At 44.6% G+C, this 23,155-nt stretch carries 18 protein-coding genes; 7 read left to right on the forward strand and 11 right to left on the reverse strand.

The genetic code is table 11. The features are described from left to right. Positions 1-112 precede the first annotated feature (112 nt). The 4 genes from fabZ to purC form a co-directional block, all read right to left on the reverse strand. Complete coding sequence (gene fabZ, locus ACM0OZ_RS21290) at positions 113-649, reverse strand: 3-hydroxyacyl-ACP dehydratase FabZ (RefSeq protein ID WP_414584817.1); 537 nt, start codon at positions 647-649, stop codon at positions 113-115. A gap of 117 nt (positions 650-766) precedes the next feature. Continuing rightward, on the reverse strand, positions 767-1,624 hold the full coding sequence (gene lpxC, locus ACM0OZ_RS21295; protein WP_414584818.1) for a UDP-3-O-acyl-N-acetylglucosamine deacetylase: 858 nt from the start codon (positions 1,622-1,624) through the stop codon (positions 767-769). Between the two features lie 126 nt (positions 1,625-1,750). Further along, positions 1,751-4,534, reverse strand: coding sequence for a BamA/TamA family outer membrane protein (locus tag ACM0OZ_RS21300; protein WP_414584819.1), 2,784 nt, complete (start codon positions 4,532-4,534; stop codon positions 1,751-1,753). A gap of 239 nt (positions 4,535-4,773) precedes the next feature. Continuing rightward, on the reverse strand, positions 4,774-5,511 hold the full coding sequence (purC, locus tag ACM0OZ_RS21305) for a phosphoribosylaminoimidazolesuccinocarboxamide synthase (protein WP_414584820.1): 738 nt from the start codon (positions 5,509-5,511) through the stop codon (positions 4,774-4,776). Positions 5,512-5,920: 409 nt separating this feature from the next. Here purC and ACM0OZ_RS21310 point away from each other — a divergent pair, with 409 nt between their 5' ends. Then, complete coding sequence (locus ACM0OZ_RS21310; RefSeq protein WP_414584821.1) at positions 5,921-6,181, forward strand: hypothetical protein; 261 nt, start codon at positions 5,921-5,923, stop codon at positions 6,179-6,181. 48 nt (positions 6,182-6,229) lie between these two features. Here ACM0OZ_RS21310 and ACM0OZ_RS21315 read toward each other — a convergent pair whose 3' ends face one another. The 3 genes from ACM0OZ_RS21315 to ACM0OZ_RS21325 form a co-directional block, all read right to left on the reverse strand. Then, positions 6,230-8,878 carry a GAF domain-containing protein gene (locus tag ACM0OZ_RS21315; RefSeq protein WP_414584822.1) on the reverse strand — a complete coding sequence of 883 codons (2,649 nt, stop codon included), beginning with the start codon at positions 8,876-8,878 and terminating at the stop codon, positions 6,230-6,232. 83 nt (positions 8,879-8,961) lie between these two features. Then, positions 8,962-10,095: a glycosyltransferase family 4 protein gene (locus tag ACM0OZ_RS21320; RefSeq protein WP_414584823.1), complete on the reverse strand. Its 1,134-nt coding sequence runs from the start codon at positions 10,093-10,095 to the stop codon at positions 8,962-8,964. A 620-nt stretch (positions 10,096-10,715) separates the two neighbouring features. After that, a complete protein-coding gene (locus ACM0OZ_RS21325) occupies positions 10,716-11,870 on the reverse strand; it encodes an NAD-dependent epimerase/dehydratase family protein (RefSeq protein ID WP_041036122.1) in 1,155 nt (384 codons plus the stop codon). A gap of 368 nt (positions 11,871-12,238) precedes the next feature. Between ACM0OZ_RS21325 and ACM0OZ_RS21330 the strand changes: the two genes are divergently transcribed. The 3 genes from ACM0OZ_RS21330 (at position 12,239) to ACM0OZ_RS21340 (ending at position 14,697) form a co-directional block, all read left to right on the forward strand. Next, a complete protein-coding gene (locus tag ACM0OZ_RS21330; protein ID WP_414584824.1) occupies positions 12,239-12,589 on the forward strand; it encodes a hypothetical protein in 351 nt (116 codons plus the stop codon). Positions 12,590-12,695: 106 nt separating this feature from the next. After that, positions 12,696-14,207, forward strand: a complete 1,512-nt coding sequence (locus ACM0OZ_RS21335) for an AAA family ATPase (protein WP_073629683.1) — start codon at positions 12,696-12,698, stop codon at positions 14,205-14,207. 139 nt (positions 14,208-14,346) lie between these two features. After that, positions 14,347-14,697, forward strand: a complete 351-nt coding sequence (locus ACM0OZ_RS21340) for a DUF1257 domain-containing protein (protein ID WP_015113818.1) — start codon at positions 14,347-14,349, stop codon at positions 14,695-14,697. Between the two features lie 215 nt (positions 14,698-14,912). On the opposite strand, the gene ACM0OZ_RS21345 is transcribed toward ACM0OZ_RS21340, so the two are convergent. Both ACM0OZ_RS21345 and ACM0OZ_RS21350 read right to left on the reverse strand, forming a co-directional pair. Beyond that, positions 14,913-15,725 (reverse strand): MerR family transcriptional regulator, encoded by an 813-nt coding sequence (locus ACM0OZ_RS21345; protein WP_414584825.1) that lies wholly within the window; start codon positions 15,723-15,725, stop codon positions 14,913-14,915. Between the two features lie 19 nt (positions 15,726-15,744). Beyond that, positions 15,745-16,158, reverse strand: coding sequence for a VOC family protein (locus ACM0OZ_RS21350; RefSeq protein ID WP_414584826.1), 414 nt, complete (start codon positions 16,156-16,158; stop codon positions 15,745-15,747). A 200-nt stretch (positions 16,159-16,358) separates the two neighbouring features. On the opposite strand from ACM0OZ_RS21350, the gene thrB reads away from it, so the two are divergent. From thrB to ACM0OZ_RS21365, 3 genes are all read left to right on the forward strand, one after another. Then, a complete protein-coding gene (gene thrB, locus ACM0OZ_RS21355) occupies positions 16,359-17,357 on the forward strand; it encodes a homoserine kinase (RefSeq protein WP_414584827.1) in 999 nt (332 codons plus the stop codon). A gap of 470 nt (positions 17,358-17,827) precedes the next feature. Continuing rightward, positions 17,828-19,441 carry an NAD(P)H-quinone oxidoreductase subunit 4 gene (locus ACM0OZ_RS21360; protein WP_414584828.1) on the forward strand — a complete coding sequence of 538 codons (1,614 nt, stop codon included), beginning with the start codon at positions 17,828-17,830 and terminating at the stop codon, positions 19,439-19,441. Between the two features lie 968 nt (positions 19,442-20,409). Next, entirely contained in the window at positions 20,410-20,691 is a 282-nt protein-coding gene (locus tag ACM0OZ_RS21365; RefSeq protein ID WP_414584829.1) for a hypothetical protein, read from the forward strand. A 388-nt stretch (positions 20,692-21,079) separates the two neighbouring features. On the opposite strand, the gene ACM0OZ_RS21370 is transcribed toward ACM0OZ_RS21365, so the two are convergent. After that, positions 21,080-22,486 carry a hypothetical protein gene (locus ACM0OZ_RS21370; protein ID WP_414584830.1) on the reverse strand — a complete coding sequence of 469 codons (1,407 nt, stop codon included), beginning with the start codon at positions 22,484-22,486 and terminating at the stop codon, positions 21,080-21,082. Positions 22,487-22,552: 66 nt separating this feature from the next. After that, positions 22,553-23,086 (reverse strand): pentapeptide repeat-containing protein, encoded by a 534-nt coding sequence (locus ACM0OZ_RS21375; RefSeq protein WP_414584831.1) that lies wholly within the window; start codon positions 23,084-23,086, stop codon positions 22,553-22,555. Positions 23,087-23,155 lie beyond the last annotated feature (69 nt).

Genomic DNA, 23,155 nt, shown 5'->3' on the forward strand with positions numbered 1-23,155 from the left:
AAATAATAATGCTGTTGTGAGTTGTTTCTTTTACTGATATCCTTATTCAGAATTCAGTAAAAGGTTCAGGAAAGGCACGTCACGGTCGTGCCTCTACCACAAAAGCAAATTTTCAGGTTACTAGGGAAAACATCAGTTCGCCTTCAGTAGCGAGCTGACCGTCTACTTCGGCACGCGCTTGCATTTTACCGAAACGACGTTGTTTTACCCACAATAGTTCCACAGTCATAACCAGTTGATCCCCTGGTACGACTTGACGGCGGAAGCGAACTTTATCGATACCAGCAAATACAAAGAGTCCGCCTTCCATATCTGGAAGTTGAGTCAAAACAACACCGCCAACTTGTGCCATTGCTTCTACAATCAGCACTCCTGGCATAATTGGACGTCCTGGAAAATGCCCTTGAAAATGGGGTTCATTGATACTGACGTTCTTAATGCCAACAGCTCGTTTTCCCGGCACATATTCAATAATCCGGTCTACGAGCGCAAAGGGGTAGCGGTGAGGTAGCAGCTTTTGGATGTCTTCTATAGAGTAAATGACCTGATTGTCAGACTTGCTTGTGGTGGCATTATCTGGCTGGTCATTGGTAGATGCTGGTGTTGTGGGAATATCGATGGTATTGACTTGTTGGGTGACACTTGACATTAGACAGTGCGATTTATTTGCTATGTTTGTTTTTTGCGTAGGTGCTTGTTTGAACCTCCCCCTAAAAATGTGGATTTTGGATCGAGCTTTGGCTTGTAATCAGCGCTTAAATGCTTACTACATACCAATTTCCAAATCTAAAATCCTTTGCGCCAGTTGAATGTGTAAATTGTGGCTGGCTTTGTACGCCAAAAAATGAGCGCAAGGGAAAATTCCAAGCAAGCTTAAATCTCCTACTAAATCCAAGATTTTATGACGTACTGGCTCATTTGCAAATCTTAATGGCGGATTTACCCAACCGTCTGGTCCACAAACCAGAGCATTATCCAAGCTGCCACCTTTAATCAACCCCGACTGCTGCAAGTGTTCTATTTGATGCAGTAAACCAAAGGTACGGGCAGGAGCAATTTCTAGAGCGAAGGTATCATGAGGGTTTCCCTTATTGGGAGTGAACGACCAGCTGTGCCATTGATTACCAATCGCCGGGAAATCGAAATCAATACCGTAGGTAAAGCGAGTTTCTGGGGCTGGAATGGCACAGACAAAAGCATCACCCTGACGCACCCAAATTGGTTGGTCGATGACTGGAAGAACTTTTTCCTCACTCAGGCTTTGTGACACTAAACCAACTTGGGCGATCGCCTCTGTCCACACCTTCGCTGATCCATCCAAAAGTGGCACTTCTGGACCGTCAATTTCAATTCGGGCGTTATCCACTTTCATTGCAGCAAGGGCTGCTAGCAAATGCTCTACCGTGCGGACAGATGCTTCTCCTTTACCCAACTGAGTGGAAAGCACGGTTTGATTCACCGCTGCGACTTGCGCTGGAATGATTGGAGTATCGGGCAAATCCACGCGCACAAAGTAGCGTCCACTTCCCGCTTCGGCTGGTTTTACCCGAACTTGCGTACTGACTCCGCTGTGCAGTCCCACTCCTGTTTGGTTAATTTGCGCTGCTAATGTATGTTCTTGCATATTATTTTTTGTCCTTTGTCATTTGTCCTTTGTCCTTTGTCCTTGGTCATTAGTCATTTGTCGTGAAGAATGACTAATGACTAATGACTAATGACTAATAACGAATGACTAACGACTAATGACTACTTAGAACCTTTCGCCAATACCAAAGTTGATGCGGCTATCTCCATCATCGTTGATGCCGTAGTCAATGCGAATTGGTCCCAAAGGAGACTGCACGCGCACGCCAACACCGTAACCGTAACCAGTACCATTTTTGTTCAGCAACTGAGATGCTCTATTACCAGTTCCGAAATCGGAACCAACATCAAAAAATAGTGCGCCGCTGACGACGGAGAAAACTGGGAAGCGATACTCAACCGATGCTTGTACGAAACTACGTCCACTGGCTAAGCCTCCTTCGTCATATCCTCGAACGGAGTTGCTACCACCGAGAGAAAAAGCTTCGTAGGGAGGTAAGTCACCAAGGATTGTTCCCGCTTGAAGATTAAAAGCAAGGGTTTGCGGTCCTTTAGTGAAGTTAATAAAGCTTACAGGGAAGTATTGGCTGTAGCTACCCCGCAACCTGGTTAAGAGAATATTGCCCAGTCCTATCGGCACCGACTGGTCAAGACCAACGCGGAAGTAAGAACCACTGGTAGGTTGCAAGGGGTTATTTCTCAGATCGCGTGCAGCACCTAGTTGCAATAGCAACAAATCGTCTTCACCTTCCCCAGATTGGGTCAACTCAATGATCTCATTTGTGTTCTCGAGACGCCCCAGACTTCTAGTATCGCCATCAGCATCTTTGGTAGTCACTCGTTGATACTGTAAACCAGCTGAAGCTGTCCATTCTGACCTTTCGTAGGGATTGTTGGACAAGGGACGGGTGAAGTTAACACCGCCTCCCAAACGCACAATACGGGGGCGATCGCCATCCTCATTGGGGTCATTGGGGTTTCTAACAGTTTCAATGTTTTTATCGTCGCCTTCAAAAATCAATGAAATCGACTGACGGCGGAAGAGATTTGCCGTATAAGAAGTCCGGAAGGGGTCACCACCTATCCAGGGATCTGTGAAGCGCAGATCAAACAGAAACTCTCCCCTTGTTCCTACCTGCGCCTCTGCCCCTAATTTTTGATTTCTGCCATTGAGGTTTTGCTCCTGATAGCTGATTGAACCAAACAATCCACTGGCAGAACTCAAACCTGCACCCGCACCAATAGAACCACTGTTACGCTCAACCACGTTGACGACCACATTCACCTTGCTGGGGTCTGTACCAGGGTCAAGAGAAACATTCACATCTTCAAACAGCCCCAGTCCGAAGACCCTTTGCAAGTCTTTTTGCACTGTGTTGCGGTTGAAAACTGTTCCGGGCTTGAGCTGCAGTTCTCGCGTCACGATATAGGGTTGCGTCCGTCCCCGGATCGGTTGTCCCTTGTCGTTTGTCACCTGACCTTCTTTATTGCGGAACTGAACTCGGATATTTTCTACCACCCCTTCTGTCACTTGCAAAGTGACAACTCCGTTTTCAGAGACTTGCGGCGCTCCAATTACGTTTGCCAGCACATAACCTTGGTCTTGATAGCGCTTGCTTAATTGCTTGATGCCCTCTTGTAAATCACGCAAGTTGAGGATTTTCCCATACTGGTTTTTAAATATTTCATCTGCGGTAGTAGCAGGTAGTACAGAGGGAACATTTGCGCCGGGATTTGCCTGCACTTGCACCTTAGTTAGGACAGGGTTAGGTCGTACAACAAAGCTTACCCGTACTCCCACAGGTGTATCTTCTGGTACTGCTTGGACGTTGGAGAAGAAGCCTGTAGCAAAAATGGAGTTAATATCTTCTTGCAGTTGGGAACGGGTTGTTGTTCGTCCTGGTTGCGTGCGAATGGCTCTATACACTTGCTCTTCCAGTTCCGGCACGAGTTGCCCACTTTCAGATCTAATCAAGACTTCAGAGACTAGCACGCGGGGTTCAGCGGCTTCTGGGGATTGCTCTGGTTGGGGACTTCCTGGAGCTTGTGGAGATGTAGGTTCAGCCCCTGGTTGATTGGTACCATCCGGTGTAGTGGGAGTACCAGGAGCTTGGGGAGGTGTTTGTTGCTGTTGAGTGTTAGGAGCGGGTGTTTGTTGTTGAATGCTTGGAAAAGGTGTTTGCCCAGGATTTTGTCCCGGTTCCGCCCCTGGTTGATTGGTACCATTTGGTGTGGTGGGAGTACCAGGAGTCTGGGGAGGTGTTTGCTGCTGTTGAGTTTCCGGAGCGGGTGTTTGTTGCTGTTGAATGCTTGGAAAAGGTGTTTGCCCAGGATTTTGTTGTCCCGGTTCAGTTGCAGGTTGATTGGTACCACCTTGGGGAGGTGTTTGCTGCTGTTGAGTCTCAGGAGCGGGTGTTTGTTGTTGAATGCTTGGAAAAGGTGTTTGTCCAGGATTTTGTCCCGGTTCCGCCGCAGGCTGGTTGATATTTTCCGGTGCAGGAGTGGTATTGGGAGCTTGGGGAGATGTTTGCTGCTCTTCAGTGTCAGGCGCGGGCGTTTGCGGAGGATTTTGTGCAATTGGTGAAGATGTGGAGCTTCTTGGCAATATGACCTTTTTTGTCGCTGTTGATGCTGAAGCTGGGAAGACTCCGACTTTGTACTGTTGATTGGTTAAAGGTTTTAAACCCTCTGCTGTCTGTTTAGAACTGTTGGGGAACCCTGTCGTTGTTGAGTTTTCTATGGAACTTGGCACTATGACTTCCGGCTTCGCTATTGCTGCTGACGAAGCTGGGAAGACCCCGACTTTGTACTGTTGATTGCTTAAAGGTTTTAAAGCCTCTGCTGTCTGGTTTAAATTTGAAGTGTTGGGCGTTTGTGCATTTGCACTCAGCGAACTGCCAAAAGGGGCTGCAATCGCCACAACTGTGACTAAAACGGGAGATAAGCGCATTTTTTTTGGATTCCTCTTCACGTCCACACACCATCACTAGGCAATCATGCTCTCAACCAAAGGTTAATCTAAAAATTACATTCTTAATTTTTGCCTTTTACCTTTATAAGGCAAATTGCAAAAGGCAAAAGTGGATAAGAATCATTTGTTTTTCTTTTTTACCAAAGTATTAGCCATTGGGGATCAACAATTGGGAATTGGGAATGACTTAGTCCCCAGTCGCCAATTCCTTATCTGCTTCAATTGCTTTCCACAGCTTTGAGTACTCGTTGTAAAACCTCCTGGTAGGCATTCTCTACATTCCCCAAGTCTTGACGGAAGCGGTCTTTGTCCAGTACCCGGAGATTCGGATCACGTACAGCAGAATTGTCCCATAAACGACAAGTGTCCGGACTAATTTCATCTGCCAATAGCAATTGCTGTTGTGAGTCCAAGCCAAACTCCAGTTTGAAGTCCACTAAGGTAATGTCGCACCGCCGGAAAAAGTCACAAAGAAACTTGTTGATTTGTAATGCTAGATGGGTAATGGTATCTACTTGTTCCGGAGTCGCGAGTTCTAACAGGAAAAGGCGATCGCCTGTTAACAATGGATCTCCCAATTCATCGTTTTTGTAATAAAACTCGACCAATGGCTGTTTTAACACAGTCCCCAGTGGTAATCCTGTTTGTTTGCAAAGACTTCCAGCAGCAATATTCCTCACCACGACTTCCAATGGCAAAATCTTCAACGCCTTTACCCGCATTTGATTCGGAGCAGGGCTGTCTATATAGTGAGTCTTTATACCATGCGCTTCCAGTTGTTGAAATAGTTTACTAGAAATGCTATTATTTATATTTCCCTTACCCTGGATGCTACCCCGTTTTTGGGCGTTAAAGGCAGTCGCATCGTCTTTAAAATCAGCTAATAAGATTTCAGGATCATCCGTTGTGTAGAGGATTTTAGCTTTGCCTTCGTATACTTTTGTTTGAACAGACATGGCGAAAGGTAAAGTTATGGGCGATGAGCAGCTTTTATGCTTTTAGGCTTAACCATTTTATCTTTAGTCATCAGTTATTAGTCATAAGTCATAGGCAAATGATGTATGCACCCACAAGTTTTCTTACTTTAGGGTGAGAGGTTAGTCTTTGGTTACTAAGTAAATTGATAGATAAAAGTATAACTGTTTACAGTAGTTTGTAATAATTTTTCGGGAAATAAATTGGTATAATGAAATAAAAAAGTATATAAAAACACCTTTTTTTGTGGCAGTTTCCACTCAATTTGAATACAATCATCGTTTAAAGGCACAAAAAGTCAGTAAGCAACCAAAGGAAACTCAACCAAGATTGCCAACTATTGACTTCAAAGCCGAATACAGGGGGGGGATTGAGTAAATGGAGAGAACAATGGTAGATAAAGAAAATTTTCTCTATCCTCGTGGTCGCTACTACGGTCAAGTGAAGCCAGAAAACTTAGTTTTCAATGCTAACTTACAGGAATTTGCCCAAAGGATAAGTTACATTTGTAACTTAGAGACATCAGGGAAAATACCACCGGAGCAAGCCTATGAGCAAATCAAGGATCTTTGGAAAAACTTAAAACGCTCAAAACAAGAACTGGGAATCGGTGAAAACCCTTTCCAGACTGACGATGGAAAAAGTGAATAAATTATGAATCATTAATAGCGTGGGCGTTCCAGTTTCATAATTTTTTGATTACTTTGTCAGCCTACTGTAGACACCATCCCAAGAATCACTGGGAGCGTGATTAAGATAATGATGAGCGCGTTCTAAGTAGATAGCAACGGCTTGGTCTTTGGGTTGAATTTTTTTGGCGGCTTCAAAGCAGGCAATAGCACAGTGGAAATTGCGCGACAAATAAGCAGTACGTCCATTCTGGTAATAAAACAAAAATTCCTGAATGTTGGCATCTAAGGGAGTACGGCGATCGCCTATCAACTCATAGATACTAACTGCTTGATGTTTCCCTTTGACTCTAATTCTGTCTAACTCACGCACCCAAATGAGGTCACTACACAACTGGTACGTAAATTCACTTAAGATGATATCACAACCATATTCCTTAGTGACTCCTTCTAGGCGGGAACTCAAATTCACGCTATCCCCGATTACGGTGTAGTCCATCCGTTTTCGGGAACCAATATTGCCGGAAACGACTTCTCCGGAACTAATGCCAATGCCAACATGGATTTGTGGCTGTTTCAAGATAATTCGCCGCTGATTAAATTCTGCGAGTCGTTGTCGCATTTCCAATGCCGATTGTACTGCCCGCCAAGCGTGATTGTCGGTCAACGGGAGCGGTGCACCAAATACTGCCATTAAGGCATCACCAATAAACTTATCTAGGGTGCCTTCGTGGTTAAAAACAGCTTCAACCATTGTTTCAAAATACTGATTCAGCAAGGACACCACTTCGGCAGCACCGAGATTTTCTGTCAATGTGGTGTAACCTCTGATATCAGAAAACAAGATAGTCACGTCTTTGCGTTCACCCACCATCAAAGCATCTTCCCCTAGTGCCATGACTTGTTCTACGACGCGGGGAGTCAGGTAGCGGTACATGGTGGTTTTCATGCGTTTTTCCTGACTGATATCTTCCAATACCACCAAACCCCCCCGTACGCCTCCTTCTGGGTTAGTCAAGGGGTTGACAGTCAGATTGATACTGCGTTCGATTTTCTCGACACTACTCGCATCAAGCAACGTCAACCGAGGTGAAATAGGTAGATTCCAGGGAATGAAAAAATTTGGATTGGTGCGATCGCGTATTGCCAAAATATAAAGTTTTGATTCTTGAGGAGTCAAGCGTGTGGGCATATCCCTCAACTTGAAAGCACTGGCGTTATTTAGCCCTGAGTTTTTCGTTTCACTCAGCACTTGGCACTCAGCACTCGGTACTAATACCAGTCCTACCGTCAAACTTTGCTCTGGGACATAATGTTTTGCCCCAGTTTTTAAACTATCTTGGAGGCGGAATTGGAGATTATCAATTGGCACAACCTCCCACACGAAACGACCAATCAAGTTTTGTTCCCAAAGATGCTTGTTGTTCTTGGGGTTTGCTTCTTCCAAGGGACAACCCAAGAGCTGCAACGCTGCATCATTAATTGTAACAATTTTCCCTTCCATATCCGTAGATATTACTGCATCCGAAAGACTTTGCAGAATATCTTTTTGATACTGTTTTTCTAATAATACATTTTCAAACAAGCGGGCATTTTCTAAAGCAATTCCTGCCTGGATATTAAAAGCCCGCATAAATTCTTCATCAGAGGCGGTAAAACTTCCTTGATGCTTATTAATTAACTGCGTCACCCCAATCAATTCATTCGCGGAATTAAACACTGGCAAACACAGGATATTACGAGTGACATATCTCGTCTTTTGGTCTGTCGTGGGGTCAAAACGCGGATCTTTATAAGCATCGGCAATATTCAGCGCTTGACCAGTGGACGCTACATATCCTGCAATGCCTTTGTTATCCGGCATACGGATTTCCATCATGGTTTTATCATCCGCAGTTGCCACTTTAGTCCAGAGTTCCCCCATTTCTTTACGATATAAAAATAGAGTGCTGCGGTCTGCTTGCATGAGAATCCGGGCTTGCTCCATGACGATTTGCAAAGTGGCTTCTAAATCCAAACTTTGCCCCAAAGTCTGAGTCGCCCGTAAAAGAGCAGTTGCGCCTCGTTGATTGCGAGCTGCAACATAGAAAGATTGGCAACTTTCCAAAATAATGCCGATAGAAGAGGCAAAGTCTCGAAAGTGCGCTTCATCTTCGTGATTAAACGGAATACCTCCAGCTTTATTTGCCAGTTGCACAACTGCCACAACCTGGTTTTTGCTGCTCAAAACTGGCATACAAAGTATATTACGAAACTTGTACCCCATTTGTTTTTCTAGTTCTGGGCTAAAGAGGGGGTGAGTAGAGGTATCAGATATGTTCAAACATTGAGCTGTACTGGCAACATGACCAGGGATACCAACTGTAATCGGAGTACGAATTTCTATAGCTTTTTGTGTGTTATCTTGGGGAACTTTTGACCAAAGCTGACCTTTGTCATAGTCAACCAAAAAAATCGTGGTTTGCTCTGCCTGGAGAATTTGACCAATTTTGAGTGTAATCGCCTCCAGTACCTTCTCCAGCATGGTTTCTAGAGCTTCATTGTTAATCAGTTCAATTGCCCTAAGAAATTGCTGAAATTCGGCTGTGATAAAGTCGAGCAAGCAAACAAATTCGTTAACAGAAAGGTCTTTGACACGACGCAGTAACGAGTGAGTGCGATTAACTTGAGTCAGTTCAGTTAATGTAGCCAAGACGCTACCAGCATTTAGGAGGGACATGGGGATTTAGAATTTTAGATTTTAGATTTTAGATTGAGGAATGGGGAATGGGTTATGCCCTATTCCCGATTCCCTGATCATGCTTATGCCGCCCTTGGCAATTGAGAATAAATAACCTTTTGATAGTAGGTTTCTAGCTGGCGTGTAGCAGCAGCCCATCCCCAACGTTCTGCTTCCCGACGCGCGTTTTGACGGATAGTTTCTCGTTCTTGTTGCTGTTGTAAAAGACGAACAGTCGCTCTTATAGCACTTTGAACATCTGCTTGGGGCTCAAAAAGATATCCATTCACCCCGTCTGTCACAATATCAGGAATGCCGCCAGAACGAGCTGCAACTACCGGACACCCACCAGCCATAGCTTCTAGTAGAACTAATCCTAGTGTTTCCGTCCGAGAAGGAAAAATAAACGCATCAGCACTTGCAAAGGCAGAGGCTAATTCTGTACCGGCAAGATACCCAACAAAATGAGTATTTGTTCCAGCAAAGTGTTTTTCCAGTGCTTGGCGGTGGGGACCATCTCCTACTAACGCCAGCCGTGCTGAGGGAATGGCTTCTAAAATTGGTTTGATGCGCTCAATTTCTTTTTCAGCGGAAAGACGCCCGACGTACAGTAACAAGTGGCTCTCGGGATGATTTTGCGACAAGCGCGATCGCATTTCAAGACTTGCAAAGTCAGGATGGAACGATTCCGTATCCACCCCTCTTTGCCACAAATCTACCCTTTCAATACCGTGTGCTATCAATTCCTGCATCATTGCTGTGGAGGTACACAGATTTAAAGCTGCTTGATTGTGACCTGCTTTCAGTAGTTCCCACAATAACCCTTCGAGCATTCCTAAACCGTAATGCTGAAGATACTGTGGCAGGTGTGTATGATAAGATGCAACTAAGGGAACATTCAGGCTTTTGCTATAAAATATACCAGCTACGCCCAAGACAGCTGGGTTCACCACGTGAATAATATCTGGCTTAAACTCCTCCAGAGTATCACCAATTGCTGGACGAGGTAGTGCCATTTTTAACTCTGGATACAGTGGCAGGGGAAAACCCGAGACACCATATACTTTAGCTCCTTTGTATTCAGTAATGCCACCATCTGGGGCAATTACCAGGACTTGGTTAGCATTGCGCTGAAGATGGTCAATAGTATGACGTAGGCGTGTTACAATGCCATCAACCTTAGGCAAAAAGGTTTCGGTAAATAGGGCGATCCGCATAAAAAAATAGTCAATACCACCGAAATTTGTAATATAAAATAAAGGCAAAAATCAATGTGTAGACGCCACGTACACTTTGCTTTGGTCAGAGAGAACCTCCGCAAAACAGCTTTCCGTAGGGTAGTATAAATTTATCAAGTGAAGAATCGCGTATTTTACCGTTCATTCTTCTCATTCATCATTTTAAAAATACTGGTCGTCATACTGCGCGACAATATGACGACCAGATTTAGACAGGCGATAAACCAACGCTCTTGCTAAGCTAATACTCCCGCAGGCGACTGGTATTCGTCATTTATGTACCCTAAAAAAGCGCTTTGCGGTTTGCGATCAGCCATGACGCAGAATTTATCTTTTTCGCGTCAAGCTTGGAAAAAAGAGCCAGCCAACAGAGCAACTCTATTTCATAGCCGTTTGAGTAAACTAGTCAATAAAGGAAGGCTGGCTCATTTTTGACGCAATGCGATGAAACCCTGAAATCGTAGAACCTGCAATTTTGAAATAGATCAGCCCAAGGGCTGGCAATCTCGACTCTCCACTGTGTCGTACACAACTGATACTGAATTTGAATTCCAACAGTTGTGAGTTGTTTGTTTGTGATCAGCCCATTCAGGATTTACCTAATTTCTCCGCCAAGAGACTTTAGGCAAGATTTGATTTTGATCAACTCGATGCTGGTACTTAATAGCAAAGTTCAACAGAGAATCGAGAAGCGAATCAGAAAGATAATGGGGCTGCAAGCCAAGATCCAGCAATCTGGTGTTTTTGGCGTTGAAGTAATGTTCTTCTCTCTCGACTCTGGGATTATCTAAATGATTGATTTCCACATTCAGTCCCATTGCGTTACCAGCTTTTTTCACCATCAGCGCCAAGTCGCCGACGCTAAATTGTTCGGTAAACTGATTGAACACGCGGAATTCACCAGGTTGTGCTGGGTTAGCTACAGCTAGTTCAATACAGCGCACGGTATCTCGAATATCCAAAAATCCCCGAGTTTGTCCGCCTTTACCGTAAACAGTCAAGGGGTGACCAATGGCTGCTTGAATACAGAAACGGTTCAGCGCCGTTCCAAACACGCCATCGTAATCAAGGCGGTTAATCAACAGCTCGTCCATCCCTGTTTCTTCGGTTAAAACACCGTAAACAACGCCCTGATTTAAGTCTGTTGCTCTTAATCCCCAAATTCGGCAAGCAAAGTGGATATTGTGGCTGTCATGGACTTTGCTGAGATGATACATTGAACCGGGCTGCTTGGGATAAGGCAGGGTATCTTTACGCCCGTTGTGTTCTATCGTGATGTACCCTTCTTCAATATCAATGTTAGGTGTGCCGTATTCACCCATTGTCCCCAGCTTAACCAAGTGACAATTGGGAAAATCTTCCCGCATCGCATACAGCAAATTTAACGTACCAACTACGTTGTTCACTTGGGTGAGAACTGCGTGTTCGCGGTCAATCATCGAAAAAGGTGCTGAACGCTGTTCGCCAAAATGCACAAGTGCTTCTGGCTCAAATGTTTGCAGCGCCTTCTTCAGGAACTCGTAATTAGTGATGTCGCCAACAAAAAGGTCGATTGATTTACCAGTCAAATCGTGCCAGCGCTGTATACGTTGCTGAATGAGCGTAATTGGGGTAAGAGTTTGCACTCCCAACTCATTATCCCAGTGCCGCCGCACTAAACTATCTAAAATACCAACTTCATAACCGCGATTTGAAAGGTAAAGTGCGGTTGCCCAACCGCAATATCCATCTCCACCAATAACCAGGACTTTCATTTTGACCAGTTTTTACTCGCTGATAGCTAAATCTACCAGGTTTGTGTCCCCTCTCAACTATCTTTAGATGGGGGAATAAGCAAGCAGGGGAAATAAAAATTGCTCTTTATCTCCCGTTGTCTTGTTTCACTCAGGACTAATGGACGAGAAATGCGATAGTGCTGAGCAATCTCGTAAAACAAGAAGTTAACTTGGGTCTACATTTGCCGATTTTCAGTTTTGACGCAAAACTCTCAACTTATGGGTTATGACAGAGCTTAATTAAGAAATGTAACGATATTGCCGTCAAAACGTTTTGCTGTCTTGACAAGCAAAAGGGAAGCCGATATCGTAAGATACATACCCGGGTAAGACCGTTAAAGAGTAATATGCAAGCTAAGCAAAAGGTAACACTGTATCTGTCGCCAGAACTGCACAGGAAGTTGAAGGTTCGTTCAGCAATTGACTCCGAACCGATGTCAGAACTTGCTCAACGCGCCTTAGATTTCTATTTGGCAAACTCAGAATTAGTAGAAGAAGTAGAAGCATCATCATATGGAAGGACGCACAGAGTTCACTCCTGTCCAACTTGTGAAAGTTCATTAGTGCTACGCGATGGGGAATTAGTCACATTGGGTAAGCAGCCAGGAGTTGTAGCTCAAAAAGAGCGTTTTGCCATTGATGATATGGAAAGAGATGAAAGTAATCAGAAAAGTAAGGAAGAGTTAGTTCCTTGCTAAGTAAGTGCTAAATAGGAATTATGAATTTTAGATTCATAATAGCCTCATCTCTATGAAAAAAAGCGAAGTCTGTACTGTCTGTAAAGGTCTCAAGTAGGTCGATTGTATGAAAGAAGAGCTCAACATCCTCATTCAAGCTCAATACCCTCTAATCTACCTTGTGACCTCCGAGGAAGAGCGGGCTGAGCAGGCAATTTTTACAATCGCTCAATCCTCAAAGCCGCAGCGAAGAGTCTATGTGTGGACAGTAACGCACGGCATCGTGGAGTATGGTCAACCCCGGAATGTCACCCAACACAACACCGTTTCTCCAGAGGCGGCAATTGAATGGATCATCCGGCAGAGAGAACCAGGTATATTTATTCTTAAAGATTTACATCCATTTATTGATGCGCCCGCGACAACAAGGTCATTACGTGATGCGATCGCTGGGTTTAAAGGCACTCAGAAAAACATTATTTTGATGTCGCCTATGCAGCAAGTTCCCATTGAACTGGAAAAGGAAGTTGTCGTTCTCGATTTTCCGCTTCCAGACATGAGTGAATTAAATAAAGTTTTAACGAGCCATATAGAACAAAATCGTGGGCGACGCCTAGCAACAGAAGCGCGGGAAAAGCTTCTTAGAGCAGCGTTAGGATTGACTAAAGATGAATCTGAAAAAGTCTACCGTAAGGCACAGGTAACTAAGGGGCGTCTGACGGAAGATGAAGTAGATATCATTTTATCTGAGAAAAAGCAACTCATCAGGCGTAATGGTATATTAGAATACATAGAAGAAGACGCAACTATTGATGCTGTTGGTGGCTTGGATGAGTTAAAGAAGTGGCTCAAACAACGTTCTAACGCCTTTACAGAAAGAGCGCGTGAATACGGCTTGCCTCAACCCAAAGGAATGCTCATCTTGGGAGTTCCTGGATGCGGTAAATCTTTAATTGCCAAAACCACGTCTCGGCTATGGAGTTTGCCACTACTCCGGTTAGATATGGGGCGAGTGTACGATGGCTCTATGGTGGGTCGTTCGGAAGCAAACTTGCGTAATGCTCTAAAAACAGCAGAATCGATTTCCCCAGCAATTTTGTTTATCGATGAATTAGATAAATCATTTGCTGGTACGACAGGCTCTTCTGACTCAGATGGTGGTACTTCCAGCCGGATCTTTGGCTCTTTCCTCACCTGGATGCAAGAGAAAAAATCCCCAGTATTTGTTATGGCGACTGCTAACCGAGTTGAGCGCCTACCGGGTGAGTTCTTGAGGAAGGGTCGGTTTGATGAGATTTTCTTTGTGGATCTCCCCACACCTGAAGAGCGCCAGCATATTTTCAATATACACCTCTCCAGCCGTCGGGAAGACATCTCGCGATTTGACTTAGAACAGCTATCTAAGATGTCTGATGGATTTTCGGGAGCAGAAATTGAACAAGCGATTGTTGCGGCAATGTACGAAGCTTTTGCCCAAGATCGGGAGTTCACACAATTAGATATTATTGCGGCACTTAAAGCAACACTACCGCTGTCTCGTACGATGCAAGAACAGGTCACAGCTCTTCGAGACTGGGCTAGACAGCGCGCAAGACCAGCCGCATCCTCCGTTGCTGAGTATCAGCGAATGGAGTTCTAAAAGCTTTCTCCTGCTACCACAGGGGGAAAGGCTAGCGTCAAAAGCTAGCAGTTATGAAAAAACCGCGTCTTGGTAAACGCGGCTTCGCTTAAAACAAACCGTTGTCTTTTTCTCTACTTTCTCTTTGGAGGAAACCCAAATGTCTCACTTTAGCACTCTGCGTACCAAAATCACCGATGCAGAAATCCTCAAGGCTTCCCTGCGCGACTTGGGCATCACTGTAAAGACCGAAGCTGATGTTCGTGGCTACAACGGTCAACGTGTTCGTTCCGACATCGTTGCAGTTTTGGAAGGCGAATATGACCTCGGTTGGTCTCGCAACAGCGACGGTTCCTTCGATCTGATTGCAGACCTGTGGGGCGTTGCTAAGAAGCACAATCAAACCGAATTGATCAACTCGATCAACCAGAAGTATGCCGTTAACAAGACCCTGGCAGAAGTGAAGCAGCGCGGTCTACAAAATGCCAACGTTAAGTTGGTATTGCAATAGTAATTTCTCTGCGCGTTCCCAAAGCTGCACGGGTTAACCAGGTCTATAGCGGTTAACCCGCTTTTTTTACCGGACTGAGGGCAAACTCAGTCCGTTAATCTTTTTTTTCTTTTATGAATTTATCATAACAGAGACCGATTTTTCTTAACAAACTTTTTTTCGGGAGTAGGAACTAGGGAGCCGAATTCCCGATTCCCTACTCCTGAAAACCTTAATTAAGCCTTGGCCACAGGAAACTGCACTTCCGTTAGGTATGAGTCGTTGTCCTGTTCATTTCCACCAATAATATAAACCTCGCGGTTAGAACCGATTATTTTATATCCATTCGTTTCAATCCAAGTTGGTAAGGCAGCATACGCTTGGTTAATGGTGTTGTAACTGCCATGATGAACTACAGTTGCCATTTTTTCTACACCTGGTAATTCATAAATCAACACGCGGTCAGTACTGGATACCTCACCCTCAAATGAGATCACAGCTTCGCCATCCACATTAGACTCTTTGTATCCAGGGTCGTGCCATATCGCGCCGCAATAATCACTCTCTTTCACTCCGTGTTGCTTGAAATACTCTAATAACTTATCGTATAGTCGTCCTATACAGGGATAATTTGGTAATGTTTCCCTGATCGCTGCAACTTTTATCGGCTCCACGGTTTTAAGTACAACTTCGTAATTAGGCATAGTATCCTCCTGTTCAATTTGCTTAAGTCTTGCTTCCACACGTAATAGCCGCGCCTGTTCTTCCTCAACTAACCGTTGAAGTTCTGCTTGCTTGAGTCGCAACATCCCACGAATTTGTGCGGGTGGCAAATTCTCGTCTAGCAGCTTGGCAATTTGCTCTAGAGAAAAGCCCAAGTCTTTAAACGCCAAAATGCGATTAAGTTGAGGTAACTGGTCAGCCGAATAGTACCGATACCCAGTAAAGTCGTCTACATAACATGGTTTGAGCAGTCCCAGTTGGTCGTAAAGGCGCAGTGCTTTTACTGTTACATGGCTGAGTTTGGAAAAGTCGCCGATTTTGAGCATCTTTTCGCCTTTTGTCTGACTACAATTGAGGGGGCCAATTGGGAATGTGTGTTAGTTCAAGCTTGATGCCATCTGGGTCTAAAAAGTACAAGGCATAGTAACCAGGCAAATAATTATATTCACCGGGAGGATCAAGAATTTCTATCCCTTGTTCTAATAAATATTCATAAAGCCGATTCACGTCTTCTCGACTATCTGCACTAAAAGCAAGATGATGCAACCCTGGAGAATAGCGATCGTGCTTTTTATTGAGTGATTCAGGATTTGACGGAGAAATGGTTATAACACCATTAGAACTTGCCCAGAGTATAAACTGCGGTGTTTTTTCTCCCTGTTCATAACCAAGAAATCTCAGTAGTGCATTGTAAAAAGCCTCCGAACGATCTAGATTAGATACTGTCAGGGCTATGTGATTAATAGCTCCCAGTTTCATTGTTTCTCGCCTCATACCTGTGACTGTTTACAGTACACACCCTGCCATAAGGGCAGAGTCAAGCCTGACCTTTGTGTAAGAAAATAAGGACTTGGTATTTGCGATCGCCGAAAAGACTGCAATCTAAAATCAAAGATGACTGCTAAGCAAATGAATCAGTTACATGGGATGCTAATTGATTAATTAGTTTTTACGTGCTGATGTCTGTTATTTCTTCTGTATCTGTAACTGTTCCAGCGACAACTGCCAATTTAGGACCAGGTTTTGATTGTATTGGTGCGGCTTTAACGCTGTACAACGAGTTTAAGTTTACGAGCCTTGACATACCCACTTTTTCATCCCCCCCTTCCCAAGGGGGGGAAACAGGGGGGGTGAAAATTACTGTCTCGGGTGCGGAAGCTGAACGAGTTGTGACTGATGAAAGTAATTTGCTCTATCAAGCGTTTGTAAAGTTTTATGAACACATAGAGCAGACACCGCCACCCATACAAATCGATATTCATCTTGGTGTTCCGCTGGCGCGGGGTTTGGGGAGTTCGGCGACAGCTATAGTTGGTGGGTTGGTTGGTGCTAATTTGCTGGCGGGGGAACCTTTGAGTCAGTTGCAAGTGATGGAGTTGGCGATCGCTCTGGAAGGACACCCGGATAATGTGGTGCCGGCTTTGTTGGGAGGATGTCGTTTGGCGGCGACGGGGGTGGAAAATGAACCGCCAAGGCTCCAAGAGCGCCAAGAGTGGGAGATTTGTGAGATTCCTTGGAGTGAGGAGGTTGTGCCGGTGGTGGCAATTCCGGATTTTGAGCTTTCAACGAAGGAGGCGCGGCGGGTTTTGCCAACTGAGGTGAGTCGTGCAGATGCGATTTTTAATACGGCACATCTGGGGTTGTTGTTGCGTGGTTTGGAAACTGGCACGGGTAATTGGTTGCGAGCTGCTTTACAAGATAAGTTACATCAGCCTTATCGCAAAGCATTGATTCAAGGTTACGATACGGTGCATTCTGCTGCTGTTGCTGCTGGTGCTTATGGCATGGTAATTAGTGGTGCAGGTCCAACGCTGTTGGCTTTAACGAATAAGGCTCATTCTGAAGCTGTGGCGGGGGCGATGGCAGCTGCTTGGATCAAGGAGGGAATTAAGGCAGAGGTGCGATCGCTTTCTGTTGATACTCAAGGGGCAAAAGCAATTCAAAATTCAAAATTATAGATTCAAAAAGTAATTTTGAATTTTTCTACACCTCTTTTTTAGGAACTTGCAACACTAAGTATATGTCTTTTAGGTTTGTGCGATATCCTGAAACCACCTCTAAATGGATTCAAAACGATTTCGGTTCCTAACGTTTTCTGATATGGAAATGTTTAGATATTTGTCAACCGTATCATTTGAATTCCTATTGGGTAACTTTATCTATCATTTGGCTTCAGTAGCGAGAAGTCGCATTGCCAAATATCCTTCCTAAAACAGAGCTAGTATTACAATTTTTGACGGTGGCTCCAGCCACCGTTTTTTGTTGACTTAGTAAATCTTTACAATTACAATGAAAATCAACTAACTAATTAAGTATTTATTCCTATCGATGCTAAAGATTTGATTTTTTTGAAGAAATACAGTTCACAAAACTAAGCATTGCTTAATATAATGTAATTAAAAAGAAAAACGTAAAACGATTGTCAGTGATGAATGCTATTGAGTTTCCTTGGATAACAACCATAATTCTGTTGCCGATAGTGGCTGCTATAGCCATTCCCTTAATCCCAGATAAGGAAGGCACAACTGTTCGCTGGTACGGTTTGGGAGTTGCGCTCACGAACTTTGCGTTGATGATTTACGCCTTTTGGCAGGACTACGATTTTCACAGTTCCGCATACCAACTGATTGAGAAATATGCTTGGGTTCCTCAGTTGGGTTTAAACTGGTCTGTTGCAGTTGATGGTTTGTCGATGCCTTTGATACTGCTGACAGGGTTGATAAACACACTTGCAATATTCGCGGCTTGGAAAGTGACGAACAAGCCGCGTTTGTTTTATGGTTTGATGCTGGTGATGTACAGCGCTCAAATTGGTGTGTTTGTCGCCCAGGATTTGTTGCTGTTCTTCCTGATGTGGGAAATTGAGTTGGTGCCAGTGTACCTGCTGATTTCGATTTGGGGAGGAGAAAAGCGCCGCTACGCAGCTACCAAATTCATTCTCTACACTGCTGCAGCATCAATATTCATCTTGGTAGCAGGCTTTGCAATGGCATTCTCTGGAGATACTGTCAGCTTCGACATGGCAACTCTGGGAATGAAGGAATATCCCAAAGCTTTTGAACTTCTGGTTTATGCTTGCTTCTTGATTGCCTTTGGTGTCAAGCTGCCGATTTTCCCTCTACACACCTGGCTACCCGATGCTCATGGTGAAGCGTCAGCACCTGGTTCGATGGTTTTGGCTGGTGTGTTGTTGAAGATGGGCGGTTATGCACTCATCCGGATCAACATGGAGATGTTGCCCAACGCTCATGCTTCCTTTGCTCCAGTCCTAGCAATTTTGGGTGTGGTGAACATTGTTTACGGTGCTTGCTGTGCCTTTGCTCAAACTAACCTCAAGCGCCGCTTGGCTTACTCATCAGTTGCCCACATGGGGTTTGTGCTGATTGGGATTGCCTCCTATACAGAGTTGGGCATCAGCGGTGCAATGCTACAGATGGTTTCCCACGGTTTGATTGCTGCTAGTTTGTTCTTCCTCTCTGGAGTCACTTACGAGCGTACCCACACCTTGATGATGGACAAAATGGGTGGTATCGCAAAAGTCATGCCCAAAAGCTTTGCTTTGTTCACAGCCGGTGCAATGGCTTCTCTGGCGTTACCCGGGATGAGTGGTTTTGTCGGAGAGTTGATGGTATTCATCGGTATTGCCACAAGCGATGTCTACAGTTCTAGCTTCAAAGTCGTCGTCGTGCTGCTATCAGCTGTTGGCGTGATTCTGACTCCGATTTACTTACTGTCGATGCTGCGCGAAGTGTTCTACGGTAAGCAAAACGAAGAGTTAGTGCTAGATGCAGTAGTAGCGGATGTCAAACCCCGCGAACTGTTCATTACCGCTTGTCTGTTGCTTCCCATCATCGGTATCGGCTTGTATCCCAAATTGGCGACACAAACATACGATGTGAAGACTATGCAAGTCGCAAGTCATGCCCGTCAAGTTCTACCAATTGTTGCCGAGCAGCAACCATCAAGTTTATATTCCCGTATATTTACAGCGCCAACATTGGCTAATTCACAAGTTCAAGGTTTGGTTAACATTGCTGAGTAATATCTGTTCACAGAAGGCTGGTGCTATTAAAGAATCCTAGGAAGATAATATGGGGGTGATTCTGAAATCACCCCCTAAAATTTTTAGTACTTTTGTCACATCGGGTTCATGACTTTTGTCTCATGAAATTGCTCAGTAGAATCTTTATTATTAACACGGCATTAACATCAAGCACTCTAAACCTGACTCGTATCCGACACGGGTTAGGTTTTTTTTAGTTCGATAAAAGAGTCTTGTCGGTTTTGGTGATGAGTAGCAGGTGCGTTAAGGCACCTATGCTGAGGGAACTTTGGGCAAGCGATGCTCCGGAGGAGCCGCTGAGCCCTCCGGGCACGCTACGCGTTGGCGGAGCCTGCGCTTTGCGCTTACGCGAACGCCCATCACCAAACAAAAACCACAAGTCTAAAATCATCTTAAACGTCACAATCGTATCTCGAACTGCCCTAATGAAATATCTAGCTTCCGTCAGTCTTTTAATGACCGCTTTACCGAAAAATTGGGTCTAAAGCCCCGTCCTTCGCTTGACGGCTTTTTCAATTGGGAATAAAAACGCCACCGAAGTGCGACAATATAATTAGCCTACAGGTTGAAATACCGCGCCCCACGTGCCCGACAAATATGGCTCAGCTAGGAAAGATGCGATCGCTTTGCCACACGACAGATCGGAAAATAGTAAGGGCAAGAGCAGCGAAAACTCTATAAAACCGGCAGTAACTGTTAAACAGCAGTGAATGATTCCAAGAAACAATTTGGAGTAATCCGCGTACCCTGGGGCACAGGGAAACGTATCCTGAAATGGGTAAACGCGCAGGCGTGTTGTCCATAAGTGGGTCATAGCCTAAAAAACTGTGATATGCGCTTAGGCGCACGCTACGCGAACGGACAAGTATGAACCGTAAGACCTATAAGAAGGGAAACCTGAAAAAGGCAAGTTCAGCCCAAGAATCCTCGCGTCTTTAGACCGAGGAGTGTCAATAGGCGCGTTAGTTTCCCAAACAGCGTCAGCCGCCCCGCAGCTGGCTGGAATCTCCTCTACTGACCTAACCAATCAGGCACAAACTAGCACTCAAAACCCTACAAATCGGCAGATTCATATTGCTGTTATTGGAGAAGTGACGATTCCGGGGGCATACTTTCTGTCGGACTCTGTAGCATCGGATGAGCGTTTTACAGAGTCCGGGTCATTGGCTACTGTGACTAAAGCGCTTCAGGCGGCTGGCAGAATTACTGTTCATGCTGATGTCCGTTGAGTTCAAATCCGTCGCCAGGCTGCTGACGGGTCGAAACAAACAATTGATGTAGATCTGTGGAAGTACTTGTCAAAAGAAGACTTGAGTCAAGATATAAGGTTGTACAACGGCGACGTCGTCGTTGTACCACCTGTGGAATAGAGGAACTTCCAAATGACACAATGATTTTATACAATCGCACTCTGTGTCCGCTTGTGGCGATTGCGCGGAGCGCAGTGCCGAAGGCAATCGCACTTGATTTTTACCTAAACTCTAACAATTTTTCTACTGTTAACAAGGAGGAGGCTGTAGCCTCCCAGCCCTCGTTCCCACGCTCAGCCTGGGAACGAGAATATAGAGGCTCCGCCTCTCATTGATATTGGTGCAAGATGTCAGATATATAAAAACCTTAATGTTTACGGTCTTGTGGTTGTAAAGTATAAAACCCGTACCAATGACGAACCGCAAGCCAGATGGCTGAAAGCAAACCTGCAAGGCTGAGAGTGAGACCACTAAATGATACTAATAATCCAAAGACTGGTAGCACAGCGCCAGCAATTGTGCAGATGACAGCAGCTAGGGAAACGCTGCGGTTTTTTGACCCCAAACCCCATGTCAATGCTAGTAAGATAAGCGAAATGAGAGTCCAAGCGAACTGAGGATTTATAAAGCGGCTGAGATAAGTTAAAGTCAGCAAACAAGCAAAAAAGATGCTACCTGCAATTGCCAAATTTCTCAGGTTCATGGGGAGCGACAAATAGAGTAGCAATATCCACCACAAAAATATTGTCGGTGCTAGCAATAGCAGTCGAGGAAGGACACCAGTGTGACGAATGGGGTTAGTGTAGGTATACACCCCAAATGGGTTTTTGACTGAAACATTATCATCAAATACCCAAGTAAATTGAGTCCCTTGTCTGTCATTTTTAATTTCACTGGGTATAATACCACTGGCAAAATCAGCTCCAGCGAAGTTGGCGATCGCCCTTAAGCGAAAATTAGAAAGCAACTGCCCGTTAGAATTATAAACCCAACGCGGCCCGCCTTGAGCTTTATAAGTGACTCTTAAACTCGTTTCTTCTCCTGGTTGTAATTGAAGCGGAAAGCCATAGTCACCCGGATTTCTTTGTTGAAGTCTAGTACCGTTACGCTCTACTTTATAGCTTTGTAATAAAGAGTAACCCACGGGCGGCGGTGCTTCAAAGAAAAAACTATTAATATCCTTGAGTTGGTTAACAATTTTGTAGTCAGCAGTATAGTCTATTTTATAAATGGCGCGGCGACCTTGAATATCAGGGCTTTGGTCAATCTTTACTTGAATTTGCGATCCACTTAATGTTAAGAAGCGGCTAACCTTCTGTTTATCATTTATCTTGACTATCTTATTATTAACTTGAGTCGTGTATGTGTATGGCTCTTCAGTAACGTAGCGTATTTGAGGCGCTATTTGTTCTAACTTTTCACCTGCGACACTCTCGGCAACTTGAGCCACCTTTGCCTGTTCCCAATGATGGTATCGATTGCTCAAAGTTGAACAAAGAAAAAATCCTCCCACCACCAGAATTAACACCAAGGTTAAATGCTGTAATCCCCGCAATAGTTGGGAGTAACTAACAGCCCATTCACCAATGAAAATCTCTTGCTGCTGTTGATTTCGACGAAGGGCAAAGCTCAACAAAGCAATTGCAATTCCCAAGGCAACAACCAGGAATACCAATAACAGTGAAGCTTTCAGTAAATGGGTTCCGAATTGGATAAGCTCGGTAGGATGCGTTAAGTCGGGCAATCCTGGAATGCCTTGGGCAGATTCAGACATTGGCAAATTTTTGCAGAATTTGGAGATTCAGACTCAGAAAATCTACCAAAAGTTTCTTGCCAAAAATCAAGCTTTATTTTCATCCAGAATTGTGCCTTCTAGATTTGCCTCATTCAAGTTGGCTTGGTTCAAATTAGTCTCGTTCAATTGGGCGTGACTCAGATCTGCTTGCGTGAGATCTGCTTTCGCTAAGTCAGCATGAGTAAGATCTGCTTCATTGAGAGAAACTGCATTCAAGTTAGCTTCTTGTAGCTCAGCATCGCGAAATTGAGCGCCAACCAACTTTGCGATCGTCAAGTCGGCTTGATTCAAATTAGCACCATCCAAAATGGCTCCTTCTAGAATTGCTCCATCCAGGATAGCTCCACTCAGATTAGCTTCGGTGAGATTTGCCTGATTTAAATTAGCTCCATTTAAGTCAGCTTCAATGAGGCTTGCTTGAGTGAGATTCACCTTGCTTAAATCAGCTCCATCGAGAATGGCTCTGTCTAAAATTGCTCCACTCAGGTTAGCTCCTTCTAAGAAGGCTTCGCTCAGGTTTACCTCAGTAAAATCTCTCTTACCTGCAGCGTATTCTGCCAATAGTTCATTTGCTTTCATTGCTTCGCCTCCGACAAGTTTTTGCTTCTTTTGTCAGCTACGCTAGCAATTTTTTGGGAGGATGCCAAA

It is taken from the genome of Scytonema sp. PCC 10023 (assembly GCF_963920835.1).
GTDB lineage: Bacteria > Cyanobacteriota > Cyanobacteriia > Cyanobacteriales > Nostocaceae > Kalymmatonema.